The sequence below is a fragment of the Ruegeria sp. BHSA163 genome (assembly GCF_059613365.1).
Map to the genome: position 1 here is coordinate 18,842 of NZ_JBXWSJ010000032.1, position 20,338 is coordinate 39,179.

General features: G+C 50.6%; 18 protein-coding genes. 9 read left to right on the forward strand and 9 right to left on the reverse strand.

The genetic code is table 11. The features are described from left to right. The first annotated feature begins 94 nt into the window (after positions 1-94). The 6 genes from AC2FNV_RS15175 (at position 95) to AC2FNV_RS15200 (ending at position 7,338) form a co-directional block, all read left to right on the forward strand. The gene (locus AC2FNV_RS15175; RefSeq protein ID WP_170604948.1) at positions 95-1,159 is read left to right on the forward strand and encodes an ABC transporter ATP-binding protein; all 1,065 of its coding nucleotides are present in this window, start codon (positions 95-97) and stop codon (positions 1,157-1,159) included. A gap of 22 nt (positions 1,160-1,181) precedes the next feature. After that, positions 1,182-1,634: an RbsD/FucU family protein gene (locus AC2FNV_RS15180; RefSeq protein ID WP_170473206.1), complete on the forward strand. Its 453-nt coding sequence runs from the start codon at positions 1,182-1,184 to the stop codon at positions 1,632-1,634. Positions 1,635-1,642: 8 nt separating this feature from the next. Next, on the forward strand, positions 1,643-2,575 hold the full coding sequence (gene rbsK, locus AC2FNV_RS15185) for a ribokinase (protein WP_170604950.1): 933 nt from the start codon (positions 1,643-1,645) through the stop codon (positions 2,573-2,575). 13 nt (positions 2,576-2,588) lie between these two features. Further along, positions 2,589-3,992: an FGGY-family carbohydrate kinase gene (locus tag AC2FNV_RS15190; RefSeq protein WP_170604952.1), complete on the forward strand. Its 1,404-nt coding sequence runs from the start codon at positions 2,589-2,591 to the stop codon at positions 3,990-3,992. After that, a complete protein-coding gene (locus AC2FNV_RS15195) occupies positions 3,989-4,636 on the forward strand; it encodes a class II aldolase/adducin family protein (RefSeq protein ID WP_170604954.1) in 648 nt (215 codons plus the stop codon). The genes AC2FNV_RS15190 and AC2FNV_RS15195 overlap by 4 nt, the downstream gene beginning before the upstream one ends. A 407-nt stretch (positions 4,637-5,043) precedes the next feature. Beyond that, positions 5,044-7,338: a rhodanese-like domain-containing protein gene (locus tag AC2FNV_RS15200; protein ID WP_170604956.1), complete on the forward strand. Its 2,295-nt coding sequence runs from the start codon at positions 5,044-5,046 to the stop codon at positions 7,336-7,338. 57 nt (positions 7,339-7,395) lie between these two features. Here AC2FNV_RS15200 and AC2FNV_RS15205 read toward each other — a convergent pair whose 3' ends face one another. The 7 genes from AC2FNV_RS15205 to AC2FNV_RS15235 form a co-directional block, all read right to left on the reverse strand. Next, a complete protein-coding gene (locus tag AC2FNV_RS15205; RefSeq protein ID WP_170473193.1) occupies positions 7,396-8,532 on the reverse strand; it encodes a hypothetical protein in 1,137 nt (378 codons plus the stop codon). Between the two features lie 216 nt (positions 8,533-8,748). Then, positions 8,749-9,363 carry a class I SAM-dependent methyltransferase gene (locus AC2FNV_RS15210; RefSeq protein WP_170604958.1) on the reverse strand — a complete coding sequence of 205 codons (615 nt, stop codon included), beginning with the start codon at positions 9,361-9,363 and terminating at the stop codon, positions 8,749-8,751. Positions 9,364-9,498: 135 nt separating this feature from the next. Beyond that, positions 9,499-10,185, reverse strand: coding sequence for an ABC transporter ATP-binding protein (locus AC2FNV_RS15215; protein ID WP_170604960.1), 687 nt, complete (start codon positions 10,183-10,185; stop codon positions 9,499-9,501). Continuing rightward, a complete protein-coding gene (locus AC2FNV_RS15220) occupies positions 10,182-10,931 on the reverse strand; it encodes an ABC transporter ATP-binding protein (RefSeq protein ID WP_170604962.1) in 750 nt (249 codons plus the stop codon). Before AC2FNV_RS15220 ends, AC2FNV_RS15215 begins: the two co-directional genes overlap by 4 nt. Then, positions 10,924-11,910 carry a branched-chain amino acid ABC transporter permease gene (locus AC2FNV_RS15225; RefSeq protein ID WP_170604964.1) on the reverse strand — a complete coding sequence of 329 codons (987 nt, stop codon included), beginning with the start codon at positions 11,908-11,910 and terminating at the stop codon, positions 10,924-10,926. Before AC2FNV_RS15225 ends, AC2FNV_RS15220 begins: the two co-directional genes overlap by 8 nt. Then, on the reverse strand, positions 11,907-12,827 hold the full coding sequence (locus AC2FNV_RS15230; RefSeq protein WP_170604966.1) for a branched-chain amino acid ABC transporter permease: 921 nt from the start codon (positions 12,825-12,827) through the stop codon (positions 11,907-11,909). Before AC2FNV_RS15230 ends, AC2FNV_RS15225 begins: the two co-directional genes overlap by 4 nt. Before the next feature lie 50 nt (positions 12,828-12,877). Further along, positions 12,878-14,008, reverse strand: coding sequence for an ABC transporter substrate-binding protein (locus tag AC2FNV_RS15235; RefSeq protein WP_170604969.1), 1,131 nt, complete (start codon positions 14,006-14,008; stop codon positions 12,878-12,880). 595 nt (positions 14,009-14,603) lie between these two features. On the opposite strand from AC2FNV_RS15235, the gene AC2FNV_RS15240 reads away from it, so the two are divergent. Next, complete coding sequence (locus tag AC2FNV_RS15240) at positions 14,604-14,798, forward strand: hypothetical protein (RefSeq protein WP_496773766.1); 195 nt, start codon at positions 14,604-14,606, stop codon at positions 14,796-14,798. Between the two features lie 1,489 nt (positions 14,799-16,287). Here AC2FNV_RS15240 and AC2FNV_RS15245 read toward each other — a convergent pair. Together AC2FNV_RS15245 and AC2FNV_RS15250 are read right to left on the reverse strand one after the other, a co-directional pair. Continuing rightward, a complete protein-coding gene (locus AC2FNV_RS15245; RefSeq protein WP_496773768.1) occupies positions 16,288-17,076 on the reverse strand; it encodes a dienelactone hydrolase family protein in 789 nt (262 codons plus the stop codon). Next, positions 17,058-17,201: a hypothetical protein gene (locus AC2FNV_RS15250; RefSeq protein ID WP_496773769.1), complete on the reverse strand. Its 144-nt coding sequence runs from the start codon at positions 17,199-17,201 to the stop codon at positions 17,058-17,060. Before AC2FNV_RS15250 ends, AC2FNV_RS15245 begins: the two co-directional genes overlap by 19 nt. 667 nt (positions 17,202-17,868) lie before the next feature. On the opposite strand from AC2FNV_RS15250, the gene AC2FNV_RS15255 reads away from it, so the two are divergent. Both AC2FNV_RS15255 and AC2FNV_RS15260 read left to right on the forward strand, forming a co-directional pair. Continuing rightward, positions 17,869-18,261 carry a hypothetical protein gene (locus AC2FNV_RS15255; RefSeq protein ID WP_170604975.1) on the forward strand — a complete coding sequence of 131 codons (393 nt, stop codon included), beginning with the start codon at positions 17,869-17,871 and terminating at the stop codon, positions 18,259-18,261. 105 nt (positions 18,262-18,366) lie between these two features. Next, positions 18,367-20,325 (forward strand): B12-binding domain-containing radical SAM protein, encoded by a 1,959-nt coding sequence (locus AC2FNV_RS15260; protein WP_170604977.1) that lies wholly within the window; start codon positions 18,367-18,369, stop codon positions 20,323-20,325. Positions 20,326-20,338: the final 13 nt, after the last annotated feature.

The window sequence follows — 20,338 nt, forward strand, 5'->3', positions numbered from 1 at the left end:
ATCTGCAAGCTGTCAAGTTTACCAATTGGTTAAAAGTAGACACCCCGGAAACGAGCGGTTAATCGTTTAGGGGTTGCCGCATGGATAGGGTGAAATGGCAGACGTCAAAGTACGCAGATTGAGAAAGTCGTTTGGATCAACAGAAGTCCTGCACGGGCTGGATTTGGACATCAAAGATGGGCAGTTCGTGGTGCTGGTTGGACCATCCGGTTGCGGAAAGTCCACACTGCTGAGAATGATTGCCGGACTGGAGAGTATCAGTGAAGGCGAAATCGCGATCAATGACCGTTTAGTCAACAACTTGCCACCGGCCGAGCGCGACATCGCAATGGTGTTTCAGAATTACGCGCTTTACCCGCACAAAACTGTCGCGGCGAACATGGCATTTCCGCTTCGGATGCGAAAAATGGAAAGCTCTGTGATCGAGGACCGGGTATCACGCGCGGCTGAAGTATTAGGGCTGACAGAGTATCTTGGGCGATACCCTAGGGCGCTTTCGGGCGGCCAAAGGCAACGCGTAGCTATGGGCCGTGCCATTGTGCGCGATCCGCAAGTTTTCTTGTTCGACGAGCCGTTATCGAACCTTGACGCGAAGCTCAGAATTCAAATGCGGGCGGAAATTCGTGAGCTGCATCAACGCCTTGCCACGACTACTATTTATGTCACCCATGACCAGATCGAAGCCATGACGATGGCCGACCAGATCGTCGTGATGAATTCAGGAAATATCGAACAAATTGGCGCGCCTTTGGAACTTTATGACCGCCCGGCAAATACTTTTGTTGCGGGATTCATCGGTGCGCCATCGATGAACTTTTTAGATGCCGTCGTGTCAAAAAATGGATCAGCCGCAGTTGCGAACGTTCTAGGAGCAGGCCTGCCGATACACGAGCCGGACGGGTTGGTTGATGGGCAAAAAATCACATTGGGTATTAGGCCCGAGGACACAACCCTTTCCGGTGACGGCGTACAGGGCGAAATCATGGTGGTCGAACCGACCGGGTCCGAAACACATTTGGTTATCCGGTCTGATGGACGCGACTATGTTTCCATCGTGCGCGAACGACAGGCGTTTTCTCCGGGGCAGAGTGTTTCAATTTCCGCCGACCCATCGAAAATTCACTTATTCGAAAGCGATACGGGGCAGCGCATCAACTGAAAGACCCAAGGAGGATAGACAAGTGCTCAAAGGGATTGACCCAAGGCTAAACGCCGATGTTTTGTACGTCTTACGCGCCATGGGGCATGGGGATATGCTGATTGTTGCAGACACCAATTTCCCCTCCGAGTCTATAAGCCGCGCAACTGTTTACGGTGAGCTGTTGCGTATGGAAAACCTCACTGCCGCCGAGTCAATTGAGGCGGTTCTCTCGGTCTATCCGCTAGACACATTCGTTGATGATTTTGCCGGTCGTATGGAGGTGGTCGGTGAGCCCAACACCGTGCCGCCAGTTCAACAGGAAGTTCAGGAAAAAATCGACGCGGCGGAAGGGGCCCACCGCCCAATGGTGGGCATTGAACGCTTTGATTTCTATGATCTTGCCCGCGAAAGTTATGCAGTGATCCAAACGGGCGAACGTCGATTCTATGGATGTTTCATGCTGCGTAAAGGCGTAATTCCGCCAGAAAGTTGAGGGGAAAAATGGCGGGAAAAATTGCGATTCTAGGCGTTTTTGTTGCTGACACCGCTTATCGCGCAGAGCGCGCCCCTCGCATGGGCGAAACGATCCTGGGAAACAAGTTTGCACTTGGCCCCGGTGGAAAAGGTTCGAACCAAGCGGTCGCAGCGGCCCGCGCGGGTGGCGAAGTTCATTTTATTTCGCGGCTGGGTCAGGACGATTTTGCTGATATGGCCCTGAAAACTTGGGCAGAGGCTGGCGTTACAGCCGCGGTTACCCAAGACCCAGACAGTTTCACTGGCGCAGCATACATCTTTATTGAAGAAGCCTCGGGCGACAACGCGATTATCATATGTCCCGGCGCAGCTGGCGATATCTCGGTCACAGACGTAGAAGCCCGACGTGATCTTATCGAAAGTGCCGCGGTATTCGTTACTCAGCTGGAACAGCCCATGGCAGCGGCGGAACGTGGTTTGAGCATTGCACGAGCGGCTGGGGCCAAAACCATTCTGAATCCTGCACCTGCCGCTGAGATCCCCGCCACTATGCTGGCGCTTTGCGATTTTGTGACACCCAATGAGTCCGAAGCAGAAGGTATCACCGGCGTCGCTGTACACTCCATCTCGGATGCCGAGAATGCTGCGGACGTAATGCTATCCAAAGGTGTCGGCGCGGCTTTGGTCACACTTGGAGAACAAGGCGTTCTCTTCAAAGACCGCGAAAACTGCACCCATATACCAGCGATGGTCACAGGTCCCGTTTTGGAAACTACCGGTGCAGGCGATGCCTTCAACGGAGGATTTGCTGCGGCATTGGCCGAAGGAAAGGACCCGGTCAGCGCAGCGCGCTTTGGATGCGCCGTCGCGGGGATATCGGTTACCCGTGCCGGGACTGCCCCATCCATGCCGACGCGGGATGAAGTGGATGCGCTGTTGGCTGCAAATCCAATAATCTAATTGGATGTCGATGATGACGACGAGTGCTGGTCGTTCAAGGGTTCCACGATCCGTCGTCGTATTGGATGTCGGCGCAACCAACGTCGACGTTGTCCAATTTAGCTCTGAATTTCAGATAATAGATAAATGCAGTACAACTTCCTTGCGCATTCCCGCGCCACCTTACCTTAGTTTAGACGCGGAAAGTGTTATTAATTTTGCGCTGCAATCGATCCAAACGTTTGACCAGAATGTGCCGGTTGACGCGATTGTGCCATGCACCCACGGTTCCGCTGTTGCCCTTTTGGATGGCAAGGGGGAATTGGCCTTACCTGTGATGAGCTACCTTTCCCCAGTCCCCGATCATGTTGCAGTTGCCTACAAAGAAATCGAGCCGCCGTTTTCGGAAGTCTTTGCTCCAACAAATCCTGGCGCACTCACGGTGGCACGCCAGCTTTTTTGGCAGGAACATGAGTTTCCGGCAGATTTCGCACGCGTGCGTACGATTATGCCTTACCCACAATACATTGCTTTTCGCCTGTGCGGCGAGCGAAGCAGCGACATTAGTTCGCTCGGTGCTCAAACACATCTTTGGGCACCTCGTGACCGCAGTTTCAGTAGTCTTGCTAGAAATCGCGGCTGGTCCACTCTGATTGAACCATTGCGATCGGCAGGCGACGCACTTGGGCCACTGCGTGGTATCGATCTAAAAGGCGAAGGGATCGTGTTTTGCGGTATTCACGACAGCAGCGCCAGTTTTCTGCAAGTTGCGCAGCTGGAACCTGTGGTGCTGCTTTCCACTGGGACGTGGATCATTGGCTTTGACACTGAGGCGAAATTGACTTCCCTTGACCCGCTTCGCGACCAGGTTGCTAACGTCCGTCCCGACGGACGACCCATCGCCAGCGCACGGTTTATGGGGGGCGAGGAATTTTCAATGATCGCCAAAGTTTCCGGCGATGCGCAGCCGAGCTTAGCAGCGGTCCAAGACCTGATAGACGGCGGCACTATGGCTTTACCCTCATTCACGGACAGTGGTGGCCCAATTCCGGGGACGGGAGGGCGTGGAGTAATCATTGGCCCTCAACCTGAAACCGAAGAGGGCTTGGTCAGCTTGGCCACACTATACGTCGCGCTTATGACGACCCAGCTTCTCGAGGGCCTCGGATCGACGAAACTTGTCCTGGTCGATGGAGTGTTCGCGGAAAGCAAAACATTCATGGCATTACTCGCTCGCCTTTTGCCAGATCGGGAAGTTTTCTCAATCCAAGGGACCGCTGGCAGCGCACACGGAGCAGCCAGTCTTGTGTTACAGGATCGCGCACCCAGGTTGAAGCTGAAGGAAATCGCTGCGGCGAAACTTAGGGGGCTGGATGACTACCGGGAAGTCTGGGTTGAGAAAGCAAAGAAAAATCAAAAGAACGGGGTTCGCCAATGACCGAGCACAACATACGGCAAGAAATCATCGACGCTTGCTTGCAAATGAATTCCAGCGGACTGAATCAGGGCACGTCAGGGAATATTTCGGTGCGCGTGGGCCACTCAATGCTGATTACTCCTACTTCTGTCCCATACGAACGAACAACGCCCGACATGATCGCTAAAATCGATCTTTCCAAAGAGATGACAGGCGCATGGGAGGGTAGCGCACCGCCATCCTCAGAATGGCGGTTTCATTGGAAGATACTGAAAAACCGTCCTGAATTCAGCGCCATAGTGCACGCCCATCCACCCTATTGCACCACCCTTGCGATCCTGCGCAAACGCATTCCCGCGTGTCACTACATGGTGGCTGCGTTTGGAGGCGATGACGTGAAATGCTCTGGATACAGCGCCTATGGCACCGAGGAACTTGCTGTGATGGCCCTGTCTGCAATGGAAGGGCGGAGTGCTTGTCTATTGGCCAACCACGGCATGATTGCGGCTGGGGCCGATTTGGAAAAAGCGATGTGGCGAGCCGTCGAACTTGAAACACTTGCACGGCAGTATTGGCAAGCGCTTCAGGCAGGCGACCCGATTATTTTAGACCAGAAAGAAATTGAAGAGACGCTCCGCCGGTTTCAAGGCTATGGAGTTGGTTAAGCTTGCGACGAGCTTTCAAAATCAGCAACTGACAGGCTCCTCAATTATCTCAACGGGGATATTTCGAAACAATGAAAGGCATAGCGTTTTGTCCTCGAAAAAGATGTTGTGCAAATTTTGCGAAGGCCCAAATAAATATTAAAAAAACACTTTAGTTTTGGATCGTTTGGGCGGCTTTCGGCTGTTACACAACCCAAGCTGTGAACTACCCTTGCCGATAAACAAGAGAGTTATTGCTAACCAAGGTGGGTAACTGGGCCAACGCTTGCGTATCTTGATTAGTTAGGGTGTTTTTTGTCGAACCATCACTTCGCCCGTAGTTTGATACATTCGGCTGTGACTAATTTCGAGAGGGTACAGTCGAGTTTTGCAAAAAATTCTGTTATTCTCCATACCGGAGGTGCGACATGGAGCGAAGGATTGCAGCTATTCTCGCCGCCGATATGGTTGGTTATTCGCGCCTAATGGAGGCCGACGAGACTGGTACGCTTGAACGGCAAAAGCGACACCGGATTGAACTAATCGATCCCAAAATTGACGCACACCACGGCCATATAATCAAACTGACAGGCGATGGGATGATCGCCGAATTCCCTAGTGTAGTGGAAGCGGTGCATTGTGCGGTTTCTATCCAGGAAGCTATGGAAGCACGCGAGGAAGATGTCTCCGATGATCGAAAGATCCGATATCGGGTTGCGGTCAACCTCGGCGACGTGATCTTTGACGAAGGCGATATTTACGGGGATGGAGTTAACATCGCCGCACGACTGGAAGAACTTGCGCCTGCGGGTGGTGTGGTCGTGTCTGGCACTGCCTATGATCACCTGAAAGCAAACGTGGAAGTTGGTTATGAGGATCTGGGCGAAAAGAGAGTAAAAAACATCTCAACCCCCGTCAGGGTCTATCGAGTAGTTCCGGGTGGGCAGCCTATGGTTTCCAGCGCCAGAACGTTTCCGTTTAAAGCCGGGATATCGGTAGCGGCGATTGTTCTGTTGGCGGCATTATTGATTTGGCGACCATGGGAACCCGAGTTTGCTCCTGCCTCGGTAGATCAAATGTCCCATCCTTTGCCCGACAAGCCATCACTCGTTGTTCTACCATTCGAGGATTTTAGCGACAATCCTGAACATGCCTTCTTTGCTGATGGCATCACCGAAGATCTAATTACGGATTTAAGCAAGTTGTCGGGCATATTCGTGATTTCACGAAACTCCAGCTGGACATACAAAGACAGAGCCGTCAAATCTCAGGAGGTCGCCGAAGAACTGGGTGTGCAATACATCCTCGAAGGAAGTCTGCGTCGGGCAGGTGATCAGGTTCGCGTGAATGCTCAGTTGATAGACGCTCTAAGCGGTCACCACATTTGGGCCGACCGCTATGATAGTAGCGTTCAGCAGGTCTTTGAACTTCAAGATCAAGTTTTGCAGGAAATAACGTCCGCTCTTGCGGTTCAACTAACGGCTAAAGAAAGGCAAGGGCTTGGCGCGACAGAAACCGAACATCCTGAAGCTTATGACGCGGTATTGTACGGCCTCGAACTCTTGCGCAGCGGCAACTCGGATGACACTTTGATTGCTATCTCCAAGTTTGAAGACGCAATCGCAATCGACCCGGATTATCACAGGGCTTATGCGGCCTTGGCTGCCGCACATTGGCGAATTGTGCAAAGTGTATGGTTTCTTGCGATGGGTGGTGGATTTGAACGGTCGTGGAAAGAGGTGGAAAGAAGCCTGGAAAAGGCGATGGAGGCGCCTTCAGCTCTGGCATATTCGGTTCAAGCTGAAATACTTGTAGAACAGGGTCGCCACGCCGAGGCGTACAATGAAATTGACAAGGCGCTCGCTTTATCGCCTAATGACCCAGACATACACCTCGTAAAAGCCAAGGTTCTGAACGCGACAGGACGCGCGCACGAGGCGGAAGCTGCGGTCAGGTATGCGTTACGTTATGACCCGCTTGAACCAACGCGCTATTTGCGCGAATTGGGCGTTTCTCAGCTTCATCAAAAGAATTACCAAGACGCTGTGAGTACGATGCGCAGGGTGCTCAAGCGCAACTCTGATATCGTAGCAGATATAACGACTTTGACATCCGCACTTGGCCACCTTGGTCAACTTGACGATGTGCCCGAGCTGATTGAACAGTACGACGCACTTGCAGTTCCGTCGTATTATGATCCCTTTACTGCCGAAGAAAGTCTTATCTGGTGGTATGGTGATATGTACGGATATGATCCGGATTATCGCCGACACCTATATGATGGCGTTGTGAAGGCGGGCGTGCCGGCCAGTGCTGGAAGTGATCTTGATTACGATGAAGTTGCTGACCTGATCAAACGGGACGAAGGCTTATATTACCCTGAGAGTATCCCACGGATTAATACAGAAGAAGCACACGCACTTTGGAAAAAAGGTGAGGCACAGTTTGTAGATGTGCGCGCATTGCTGGATTTTAATGCGGGGCACATACCCAATTCTGTCAATTACTCTCTTATGGTCGAGCTGTCACGAGAAGCCCTGCTGGAAATCGCAAACCTTGATGACACACTGGTATTCAGCTGTCATGGGCCACATTGCCCATATTCAGCATATGCAGCAGTCAAGGCGCAACTTTGGGGGTTCCGGGACGCGCGATATTATTCGGGTGGCTTTCCCGATTGGGTCGAGCAAGGTCTTCCGACGGCCACGATCGAACAGAATTAATCCAGTTTTGCTGGAAACTGCGCTAAAATCGTAGTCGCCGACTCTCTCAACCTAGGCTTAGTCGCTACTCGCGAGTTCTTTTTTGATTTCCTCGTCGAGGTTGGGAACCTCGTCGTCCGATGAGTCACTGACTTCACTGTCGTCGTCATCTGCTTCGTCGTCGACGGAATACTCTTGATCCTCTGCCGAGTTGTCGAGCGCTGCTTTAACCGCCTCGTCGTCAGGATTGGAGGTTCGTACGGCGTCAAGGACGTGGTCTTGCTGTTCCGCTGCGACCAAGTCGTCGTCAGAGAAATCGCCTTTATAATGATCTAAAAGGTTTGCTTCTGTTTCGTGCACTGCCTCGGCAGCTGCCAATTGCTCCTCTGTCGGACGATCAATCGTGTTCCCTTCGTCATCTGTAGTGAGGTCATAGGCTTCTTTAACAGATTGCGCGGTCGCCCATTCTGCTGACTCCGTCAATTCAGGATCGGCCAAAATATCCTCTGCTTCTTCCAGAGTCATTGGGGGCGCATCCAAAAGATCAAATGCCGCGGCAATGTCCTTAACGTCTTCAGCGCTCAAAGAGTTTTCTTCACCCATGAGGTGATTGAAATTGGCGTCTGCCACAGCAAGGGCTGCTGCAAGGCTTACGGGCCCTTTACCTTTCGCATATTGATCGTTCGCAATATGCGCGAGCTTTGCATTTATGCTGGAGTTGATTGCGCCATTAAGTTTGCCGAGGTTGCTTGGGTGAAGTGTGAAATCGTCGACAAGACTTGCTTTTCTGCTTGGCGGTTTCACAGACTGTTTGACAGAGGTGCTTTTTGTACGAGTTGCGGTAACCTGCGATTTGCTACCTTTGAAAAGACCCTTGATGCCGTTTTTTTGCAGGTTGCGGCCCAAAGTTTGAAAATCTTCTTTGACAGCACGCCCAATTCTGCCTTCTTTTTTGGGCTTACCGCCTCTGCTCGCCGATTTCGTATTTTTTCCATTCAGCTTTTTGTCTGAACCCCAGCCTTTGTTTGCACCTGATTTCCCGGCGTTGTCGCCTTTCCCACCGTTGTTGTTTCCGCCATTTCCACCTTTGCCTCCGCTGTTGCCGTTACCATTTTTCGCGTAGGCGTAATCGGCAGTCAAAACCGTTGCGACAGGGACGGTCACGAAAGCAGACAGAGCAAGCGCGGACACACTTATTTTTAGAAAGTTCAACACGGTAGAAATCCTTTCTACTTCGGGGGCCTCGGGTCATCGCGAATTGAAATATACCGTCATTTATTGTGATGCCTGAATAAGGTCAGATTACGGCAGCTTTCGGGCCATGCGGTGCGCTTGTCTTCCAAAAATTGCTCTCAACCAAACCCGGTCAGTTTGAAAGAAACCAATCATTCAAGACTTGGTGAGCTTCTGTTTAGAGGCTTTATCCTCGGCTCATAGTGTTTTTTGAAAAAGGCTGTATTGAAACGATTGTTCTAGATCCCAGGGCGTAAGGTGGAGATGAAAACGATGTGTAACTAGTGTGAATCTTTCACCCAAAACTTCGTTCAGGCTTTCGGGGCTATATCTTACGACATCGAGTCCGCTGCACTTTGTTGGTCCGTCAGGCGCGAAAGTCGCTATTACGGCATGCCCATCCAGAGCCAAACTGTTGGAGAGCTGATCTACGTAAGCAGCCCTGTCCGCTGGATTGACAAGGAAGTGGAACACTGCGCGATCATGCCAGATGTCAAAGACCCGTGTGGTCTTCCACGTCGTTACATCAGCCACAATCCAATTAACTTTCTTACCACGGTCGCCTAGCCGGCGACGCGCCGACTTGATTGCGCAATCGGAAAGGTCAAGAACCGAGATATCGCAAAGCCCAAGCTCAAGAAGACGATCCACGACACGTGATGTTCCCGCGCCGATGTCGACGACTGAAGACTTTGATGTCAGACCTGCTTGCAACATCAATTCCAGCGAAACAGTCGGATCATCCTGATGCCAGCTCAGGTCTGCTTCGACCTTCTCGCCATATATTCTGTCCCAGTGATCTTTTTTGCTCATGCCAGTTCCTTGAGTATCGCTTTGAAGCATACAAGGAAAAGGAGTTTTTTGCAGCGGCCCAAATTGTCGAATTTGGAGCAACTTAAGCCATTGCTCCAAAGCCGAGTAAATCCGGCCGACAACCTAATTTGAGCTTCAGATACCTATGTATTTTTCGGTAATCTCATGTGTCAAACTAGTCATTTTGCCGGACCAAACTGTTCTACCGCGTTCGAGTATTATTGCTCTTTCCGAAATGGCGGAAAGTTCTTTTAGCGACTTGTCGATTAACAAAATTGCGACGCTGGTTTCCTGTTTTAGTTGCCGAATGGCGGCCCAGATCTCTTGCCTGATAATTGGCGCCAGACCTTCTGTCGCCTCATCCAAAATCAGCAGGCGGGGGTTTGTCATCAATGCTCGGCCAATGGCAAGCATTTGTTGTTCGCCCCCGGAAAGCGATCCCGCTCGCTGGCCTTTTCGTTCGTCTAACCTTGGGAACAGTTTGGTTACTTCGTTAAGATCCCATTCTCCGGGACGAGCTGTCGCTATCAGGTTTTCACGCACCGTCAGATCGGAAAAGCAGCGTCTTCCCTCAGGAACAAGGCCGACTCCCTCGCGGGACACCTTGTAGCTGGGAAGATTCTGCAGGTTTAACCCATCCAAAGTGATAGTGCCTTTTGAGCGGATCATTTGGCAAATTGACTTTACGGTGGTCGACTTTCCCATTCCGTTCCGTCCCAGCAACGCGGTAACTTCGCCTTTTGCTACGGTCAAATCAACGCCGAACAAGGCTTGGCTGACTCCGTATGAAGCCGTGAGGTCCCGGACCGTCAGAAAACTCATACAGCATCCCCCAGATAGGCTTCCCGCACTTCCTTTCTGTTTCTTATTTCGTTTGGTGTCCCGGTTGCGATGACTTTGCCGTAGACCATTACGCTGATCCTGTCTGCCAGCGCAAAGACAGCATCCATGTCGTGTTCCACCAACAAAATAGGAGCTTCTTTCCGTAGCCCATCAAGGAAACTTGTCATTTGCTTTGAACCCTCTACGCCTAACCCGGCCATTGGTTCATCCATAATGAATGCGCGGGGCGAAAGTGTAAGCGCAACGGCGACTTCCAATTGGCGACGCTGTCCATGGCTGAGATTGGCACAACGCGTGTAACGCTCTTCGATCAATCCAACGCGCTCTAAAGCTCGCTCTGCCCGTTCGCACAGATCCCTTGTTTTCAAAGCGCTTTTCCAAAAACGCCATACAGCGCCTTCGGCACCCAAACTCCCTAACACAACATTTTCCATTACGGTGTCTTCCATGCAAAGATCAGACACCTGAAATGTTCGGCCGAGGCCAGCTCGGGCACGCGCAAATGTGGACAATTTCGAAACATCTTGTCCGTCGAGCGTTACGCGTCCGCTATCCGGTTGCATTTCACCGCAAATCTGTTTGATGAGCGTTGATTTCCCTGCGCCGTTCGGCCCAATGATCGCATGGATTTCTTTGCTATTAAGATCTACTGACACATCTCGTGTTGCATTCAGCGCTCCAAAACTTTTGGTAAGACCATGGGTCGCGAGTATCGGCCTATACATGCGCGCCCTCCTTGCCGGTGATAAGACCGATAAGACCGCCACGTCCGAACAAAACTATGCAAAGCAGGATTATTCCAAGAAAAACGTGCCAGAAATCAGTTATTTCGCCAAGAAAATGCTCAAGCGCTACGAATACGCATGCCCCAATAACTGGTCCCATCAATCGACCCACACCACCGATGATAATCAGCACGATCAATTCACCAGACAATTGCCAGCTAAACATTGTTGGCGAGACAAAGCGGTTCAAATCTGCAAACAACGCTCCTGCTAACCCGGTAACAGCGCCAGACAAGACAAATGCCAGCAGTTTCACACGAGTGGGGTTAAGGCCGACGGCCGCCACCCTTGATTTACTCTGACGGGCCGCATTCAACGCCAATCCGAACGGCGAAGATTGAAGGCGGGCGAATAGAACGAGAGTTACGCAAAGAAGAACAAAACAGATGCCGAAGAACTCGATCGGAACAAGCGTGTTTAGGCCCGGAAATCCGTTGCGCACGTAGATCGATAGCCCGTCTTCGCCCCCATACTGCGCCCACGAAATTGCGAAATAATAGAACATTTGGCCGAAAGCGAGCGTTATCATGATGAAGTAAACGCCGGACGTTCGTAACGAAAGCAGACCAATGACAAAAGCAACGGCGCCCGAAAGAAGCATTGCAACCAGCCAGATGACCGGCATGGAATTTGTCCCGCCTGTCTCAAACACACCAAGACTCAATGTCGTATAGGTCTGAGCGTGATAAGCAAGTATACCCATAGCGTAGCCACCGATCCCAAAGAAGACGGCGTGACCAAAGCTGACCATCCCCCCAATGCCCAGCGCGAGGTTCAGCCCAACTGCGGCCAAAGCAAGGATCACCGCCCGCGTCGCCAGAGTGATCGTAAAAGGCTCATCCATCGCCTGCGCCCAAATAGGTAGCAAAAGAAGCCCGACCAAAACGAAAAAGTTGAGATAGCGTTCCTCAAACTTCATGCGCGAGCTCCGAACAACCCAGTTGGACGCCAGATCAAAACAAGTCCCATCAGAATGTAAATTCCCATCGATGCGATAGCCGATCCGCTTTTTTGCGCGGCGCCTGAATCCATAAACAGCTTGAACAATTCGGGTAGAAACACGCCGCCCAGCGTGTCGGTCAGACCAACCAAAAGTGCCCCGATGAAAGCCCCACGGATCGACCCGATACCACCAATGACGATAACGACAAACGCCAGAATAAGGACCGGTTCACCCATACCGACCTGAACCGATTGAATTGCGCCCACAAGCGCACCAGCGAGACCAGCAAGCGCCGCCCCCAAAGCGAAGACCAGTGTGTAAAGTTTAGAGATATCAACGCCTAACGCGGCGATCATCTCTCGATCATTTTCCCCGGCGCGTATCTGAATTCCGATGCGGGTGCGTTCGATTAGCAACCAAAGCCCACCCGCGATCGCTATTCCCGTCAAAATAAGGAACAAGCGATAAAGAGGATATTCGATCCCACCGGGCAAGCTCACCGGGCCGGACAGCCCTTGCGGAATGTTAAGAAAAAGTGGGAAAGAACCGAATACCCACCTTGTGCCCTCTGAAAAGATCAGGATCAGGGCAAAGGTGGCCAAGACCTGATCTAAGTGCGGGGCGTCATAAAGCCTCCGTATTATACCGATTTCGATAATCGCGCCTGCCAACGCCGCAGCTGCAAGCGCGGCAACGAGCCCCGCAAAGAATGAGCCCGTTGCCCCCGCAACGGCAGCTGCTGCAAACGCACCGACCATGTACAGCGAGCCGTGGGCGAGGTTGATCAACCCCATCACGCCGAAAATCAGCGTCAGCCCAGCAGCCATCAAAAAGAGCATGACGCCGAATTGCAGCCCGTTAAGGATCTGCTCGAAAATTAAGATCGAAGACATGAAAACTCCGAATGCCTGCCTGCCTAAATTTGAAGGCAGGCAGGGATTGATCACATTTTGCAGTCGGCAGCGTAAGCGTCGGAGTGATTTTCCAGAGCTGGACCGATGATCTTGTTTGTGAATACATCACCTTCTTTGACCACTTCACGAGCGTAGATCGTTTGCACCGGATGGTGGTTCTGCCCGAAAGCAAATTCTCCACGCGTGCTGTCAAAATCAGCCGCACGCAGGGCTTCACGGAATGCATCTGCATCAGATGGATCAGCCTTCTCAAGTGCTGACAGAAGCAGGTTCGCCGTATCGAACCCCTGGCTTGCATAAAGCGACGGCAAGCGGCCGTATTCGGCTTGGAAGCTTTCGACAAAAGCTGCGTTAGTCGGATTGTCGATATCCTTGTTCCACTGCGAAGTGTTCACGACGCCCAGCGCGGCATCGCCAACTGCCTGCAGGATGCCTTGATCAAAGCTGAACGCTGGACCGACAACCGGAAGATCTATACCGCTGTCCGCATATTGCTTTAGGAAAGAAATCCCCATCCCACCAGGAAGGAAGAAAAAAACGCTGTCGGCATCACTTGCCCTGATCTGGGCGATCTCGGCTGCATAATCTGTTTGACCAAGCTCTGTATAGACCTCACCAGCCAAATCACCGCTAAAGAAGCGTTTGTAGCCAGTTAGCGCGTCAGTGCCCGCTGGATAGTTCGGGGCCATTATGAAGGTATTCTTATAGCCGGCGTTATTAGCATAAGCCCCCGCCGCCTCATGCAAGTTGTCGTTCTGCCAGGCAACATTGAAGTAATTTTGGTGACAACCCTGACCCGCAAGCGCAGAAGGTCCAGCGTTTGGTGACAGATAGAACACATTTTGGTTTACCGCTGCAGGCACGACAGCCATTGCCAGATTTGACCAGATAATGCCCGTCATTACATCAACACGCTCGGACTGAATCATCTTGTCGGAAAGCTGCACAGCGATGTCCGGCTTTCGTTGATCATCCTCAATCACAACCTCAATGTCGTCTCGACCGGATTGCGCGATTGCAAGCATAAATCCATCGCGCACATCAATTCCCAAGCCCGCTCCGCCGCCTGAAAGCGTTGTTATCATCCCTACTTTGACTTCAGCCAAAGCACCCGTTGCGAAAAGCGCCGCTGCTGTCGCAGCCAAAAAACACTTCTTCATTTACTTCTCCCTTATGGTCATTCTTTGTTCATACAAAATTCGAACCCTATGAACACCTAGGTCAGAAAATTTCTTTTTGTTTCAACTGAACCTGTCGATCGCGTGAATCCCAGGCGCAAGTTGCAGTAAAGGAAACTGCTGAACCGTTTATAGACAGGCTGTTGTTGCGCACCTAAGGCTTTAAGCTACTGAACGGTTGTTACTTCTAAAAAGTTCTGATTTCTCAGGGTTCTTCGATCAACATTTCCTCGACTGGCGTACCTGAAAGTTGCGTTCTGTTTTGACATTGGCCTTTTTGTAGATGGATGTGTTCTGCGACTTGATCGCGTCCCCGTTGGTTATTCTCAACTCAGCGAATTCGCCAACAGAAAGCGGCACAGGATGCTGTACTCCACGTTTCGCGAAGGTTTCTCAGTAGGTCGATCCGGAGGAGTTTAGACTAAAGTTGTTTGGATGCATGAACGAAAATCCTCTCTGCGGTAACAACTCCCCTCATACTCGCCCCAGAGTGGCCACTGGTCAGGTGTTTATTTTGCTTCGCAGCCAAAGATCGAAGAAGGATCCTCCGGTATGATCCAGTTTCTTGATCTCAGGAATGAGCTACCACATTTCCGGATATCGGTGTCGAGCGCTTTTCGAAGCAAAAATCCCTGCGTCTGGTGCAGGTGAAATGATCGTAATGCCGTCTTACTTGATCCATTTGGTCCATCCGAACCACGGCAAAGACAGCCGGGCTATTGTTGGAACCAACGCGAGCTTTGGCTGGTCAAGGTCATATCAGACCGATTAGCCTCTCGGTTTCGGCCTTTAGCGCACCTAATTCTGTCGAAATGTGGCGAATCGGAAAAGACCTAACTGGTTTGCAAGGCAGGTGCTGACATCCTGCAGCACACAAAATCACCCGCAGTTCAGGTTTGGGATTCGACTCGTGATGTATTGCGGCAACAGGTCAAGTTCCAAAGAGCTTGGGAGTGCCACTCGTGGGAAACCTGAACGGTATTCTGGGCGAATATGTGCCGTCGCGAGGCAAGTTTCCGCTGCGTAAATGCGCATGCTCTTTGCGACCTGCCAGAGTTCCTCTATCTCGAGCGGAAAGTTCTGCTAAGGGGCGATGCGAGCAAATGAAACTATCTGCACTGGAGGTCTGTTGTATACTCCTTGCGGCTGCGGTAGCGGCGGCTGGGTTTGTAGGGGCTGCAAGCACATTGCTTTCGGTCATTTGAGGCTGATAATTCAAATTTTGCCAGGTTATTTCCATCCAACCACACTAGGTGCGGATCGAATTTTTCTATTCTATTCAAAACAGTGCCGGGATTCCTGATGTCTCGATTGGGACAAAGGTGTGAGTTGACGGTGTTTGACAACTTTTAGCACCCATACGGTAGCGTGTTGCAATCAGTGAGCGATTAAAAGCTCATGCTGCACGCACATTGCATTCGCCTTAGTATTGCCATGTTTTGGCTTAAGCTGACCATGCGTAAGGCATTTTCAGCTACTACAGTGAGCAACACCAAGATGGGCCCAAACGTCGAGCAGATACCTGTACCCCAGAACCTTGTCGGTACAAATGCGGCAGTTTTTTTCTTGTTGAACAAGATTGAGCAACAAAGAGCGCAAAGTAGGAGTGTCACTCTAAGTTCGAATTCCCGGGTGAAACCTGAAGTTCCGGTAGAACAAAAGGTGGCAAGCACTCAGCCGTTGATCCTCACGGATGAGTTTTTGTTCACATAAAATGATTTCGGTTGGCATTCAGTGACTGTCGCGAACATCGCGTCTCACGAAATGCTATTTCAACGAAATTGAGACCACCTTCTGTTCCCTCGGTAGTTCTCTGGCTCGGTAGACTGCCAAAATCGATCCACTCCAATTATCTTCGAGGCCTCGGTCAACATTGCTGATTGCTTGAAGGCGCTCGAATTAATGACAGCTTTAAGTAATCGAAAGGCTAGTCGGCGATAGAAGGATCATCTCTGAACGAGATTCACTGTCCCAAACCTCAACTAACCCCATCACGGTGGGGTTTTTCTTTTGCAGTAAGCAAAACCGACCTCCCGATCAGACTCGCGGCCAGCACTGGAAGGCGGGATATCAAATCAGCCAAGATTAAGAAGATAAGTGAACTTGGAAGTCATATCTTTGCCCAAAAGTACCTATTGGCAAAACACAGATGGCTATGCCTGCAGGCGCCAAGATGAGGTTGTCAGGCGCCCAGACAGCAAAGGCATCATTGGCGCAGGAAGTCAGAAGTTACCCCTTCACAGTGACATCGCAGGTGTATTTTAACCCGCCAGGTACGTGCGAAACCAAGCGATCATACGCTCTTCCGCCAGTTTTGCCGCCGCTTGGTCGTATCGAGGTGTCGTGTCGTTGTGAAATCCGTGGTTCACGCCGGGATAGATGTAAACTTGGTAGCGCTTGTCATTTTCGACAAGTGCTTTTTGAAACTCAGGCCACATCGCATTTATCCGTTGATCCAGCGCAGCAAGCTGTATCATCAGGGGGGCCTCGATAAGACCGACCTTGGCGTTGTCCGGCGCGGCTCCGTAAAATGGAACACCAGCTGCCATTTCTGGGTAGGCCACTGCCAATTTGTTCACGACGCCTCCGCCGTAACAAAATCCGGTTGCTCCCACTTTTCCATTCGTACCGTCCAACGCTTGAAGAAACTCAAAACCTGCAAAAAAGTCGTTTAGGAGAAGTTCGCGATCCAGGCTTCGCTGCATTTCGCGACCTTCATCGTCATTTCCCGGATACCCACCAAGCGATGAAAGCCCGTCTGGACCCATCGCGACAAAACCAGCCTTGGCAACGCGACGCACAACGTCTCGAATGTAAGGATTGAGGCCGCGGTTTTCATGTACAACCAGAACTGCCGCAGGCGGTCGATCGGGGTCAATCTGGGTTGGACGCACGAGATAGGCCGACACATCACCGGTTCCGTCCGGGCTACTATAGGTGATTTCTTCGGCCTGAACCTCCGGGTCGTCTTCTGCGACCTGTTGAGCCAATGCGTAATTGGGTGAAAGGGTGCTTAGTATTGCCGCTGCGGTTAATCCCCTACAGCCCATTTTCCAGCGCGATCGAGGAATTCCCGCTTTGAAATCCTCCCATGCGCATAGTAATCGTACAAATCGAGAAGTTCTTGGTCGAAATCTGCTGCGGTGAGACGTTGGGTTCGGGTTTGATCGTTCATTGAGAGTCCTCCATAGTCTCGATGGAATTATCTGTAGCACAACCTTGCCAGCAGCCTGACTGTCCATTTCGTTTCAGAAAAGCTTTTTCGCCCAGATTGCGGTGACAAGTGGGGCAGAACTGTGCGCTGTGCCTAAGGTTTAGACGACTGGTTTGGTGCAAGACATGAAATCAATCCATCCACTTGCCGTGGCTCAGCCCAGTTTAAGTGCAGAACTCAGGTCATCGATCTCACTAGCGATGACTAACTTTTTAGGTAAGACAAGCCGCGACAATTGCCTTAGTCTCGTCGGGATTTAAGTCGTGAAAACCCGTGGGACGATAGCCTTCTAGTTAAAGGCACGCAGCTTTTCACTTTGGCCAGTCGCCCAAGCACAACTAAAAGTAAACTTTTAGCGGGTCATGTAAAAACCGGACGACCACTAGCGTAAACACAAATAACTTAGGAAATATCAAAGGAAAAAATTATTGCACCTTCCAGCAAAGATCCTGAAATAAATCCGTCTAAAGAAGGAGTTTTATTTCGATTTAGACAACAAAAAATAAAACACCTAAATTTATTAGCACTTTAAAAGTGAACAACCTAAAATTGCTTTAAGTAATTGCAAACATCTTTATATTGTGTTATTGAGTTGAGATTGCCAAGCTTATTTGATCAGGAGTTTCCCATGGACAAACTTAGTGTGCTCGGCGTTCTCAAAGACAACCTTGCTCCAAATTTGCTAAGAGAAATCGAAGCTTCCCTGCCGGACGACTTCGCTCTATCAGACAATCAGAACCAGAACCAAGGCAGCCTTGAGGAGATTTCGCGCATGAAGCCCGAGATCCTTCGCGAAGTCGGTATTGGGTCGGTGGGCGGTGGCGAAGAAGTCATGGACAACCAAAATCAAAACCAGGGAAAAATGGAAGAATTGTTGGCCATGAAGCCGGCTGCGCTTCAAAACCTGAAGACGGTTCTTATGGGTGGCGGCGAAGAGGTAATGGACAATCAAAATCAGAATCAGGGATCTTCGGAGATGCTTGCCGAAGGGTCTTCCAAGCCTCGTCGATTGCGAAAGTAGTCCATTTAGTTCGAATGTTTGCGATCCAAAGGTCGCAAGCATTTGACGAGTGGTCGAATTCACGTTTGGTTTTCTGACTGCCGTCTCTCCGCGGGGAATAAAATTATGGAAAATTTAGATATTCATCTCATTTTTCCACCGCAATGGTCGCCGTTTCAGCCGTTCCTCAGCACGCCAGCGCTCAAAGCCTTTTTGGTAGAAAGAGGGTTCGCAGTAAAGCAATCTGATTGGAATGTGGAGTTTTACGACTACTTCATTTCGCGGCAGCGTTTGCCAGTGGCCATCGACAGGTTGGACCGTTATGTAAAAGACCTTGGTCCAGAACATGATAGCTATCGTAACCAAGCTTTGCTGGCATTGGGTATACTCAGCGATTTTGATCGTAAGTCTCAACAAGCTAAAGGCTTGAAAAGCGAACGCTGCCTGCGGACGATTGACGAATTTTATACTGCTGTGACAGCGTTCAAGCGTTTACTTTTTGCTTTCTCTACCGCTGAACCAGTTGTCGAGGTCGGTACTTCAAGCTTGTCGACTTCAGATGTTCTATCTTCTATTCCCAGCATTGACGAGTTTTGTTCGAACCCTGAGATAAATCCTTTCCTATCCTTCTTTCGAGAAAAGGTCAGGGCGGTCAAAAATGAGCCACGTTACTTTGGCTTGTCGGTGATTGGTCAGGAACAGATCTTGGCGGGTTTGACACTTTCGCGAGTATTGAAGGAGGTCTTTCCGGATGTACCAATCTTAATAGGTGGCAGTGTCTTCTCTCGTCTTGTCGACAAAACTAATATGATTTCTCATTTTTTCAAAAAATATTTCGATTTCGTTTTAAGGTACGAGGGTGAATCACCGTTGGTTGAGTTGCTCGAATGTTCGGATCCGTTTGCAACTCCAAGCAGTAACCTTTGCCTGTTGAAAAACGGGAAGATCGTTAAGACTAAACTGGCGCCTCAGGTCACGTTAGAACAGATACCGGTGCCGGATTTTAGCGATTTGGATCTCAACAGCTATTACTCGCCCGAAACAGTTCTTCCAATGCTGACAACACGCGGCTGCTATTGGGACAAATGTGCGTTCTGCTACCACGGGATGATCTATGGGGATCGGTACAGAATGTTGCAGCCCCAAACTTTCGCGGAAACTATTGAGGAATTGAGCGAGAAATACGGCGTGAAACACTTCGCTCTGAATGACGAAGCCATTCCGCCGAAACTATTTACGCATCTTCCAAAAACCGTTGCGCCAGGAAAGTTCTATTTCACCGGGCTTTATAAATTTGAAAAGTACTTTAAGCCTGAACACTACAGGGGCATGTACGACATTGGCTTTCGCTCTTTGTATATCGGCTTGGAGTCGGCAAATGAGCGTATTCAGCGGCACATGAAGAAGGACAATACTCAGGACGTAATGCTGGCGAACCTGCAAGATGCGCATGACGCTGGAATTTGGAACCACACATTCAACTTTTTCGGTTTCCCTACCGAAACGCGCAAAGAAGCCATGGAAACTGCCCAGTTTCTAGTTGATCACGCGGATATCATCCATTCTGAGGGAACTGGAGTATTCAGCTACGAGCATAATGCACCAATCTCCAAGGACCCAAAGAGCTATGGCGTCTCTGAAGTGGTGCAAAAACCTGGGAATGTACTTGAACTGTATTACGACTACGAAGTGACCGATGGGCTATCTCAGGAAGAAGCGGCGGATTTGGTCGACGAATTTGGCCAGATGAAAAAGTCTGCGGGGGTCTATTCGTATGGCGGATGGATTCCACGCGAACATCTGCTTTTATTGTTGTCTCGCTATAGTCGCGAGGTGTTGCTTCGAAAATTGGAAGTTTTGGACCGAGGTGTACATGAAGGGGTGAGTTGGGCTGAAAATGTGAATTGGTTCACTCTTAACGCGTCTGGCCATCAGCCTCGGCATTTCGTCGTCAACACCCAGGCTGGCAAGGTTCTTGAAACGAACCGAGATGCAGTAGTTGTCTTGGAGTTTTTGCCTAAGGACATTCCAACCGAGACTGTTGTGCAGCATTTCCCGGTGCTGGAACAAGTGATGGCGAACTGAAGGGATTTGTTAA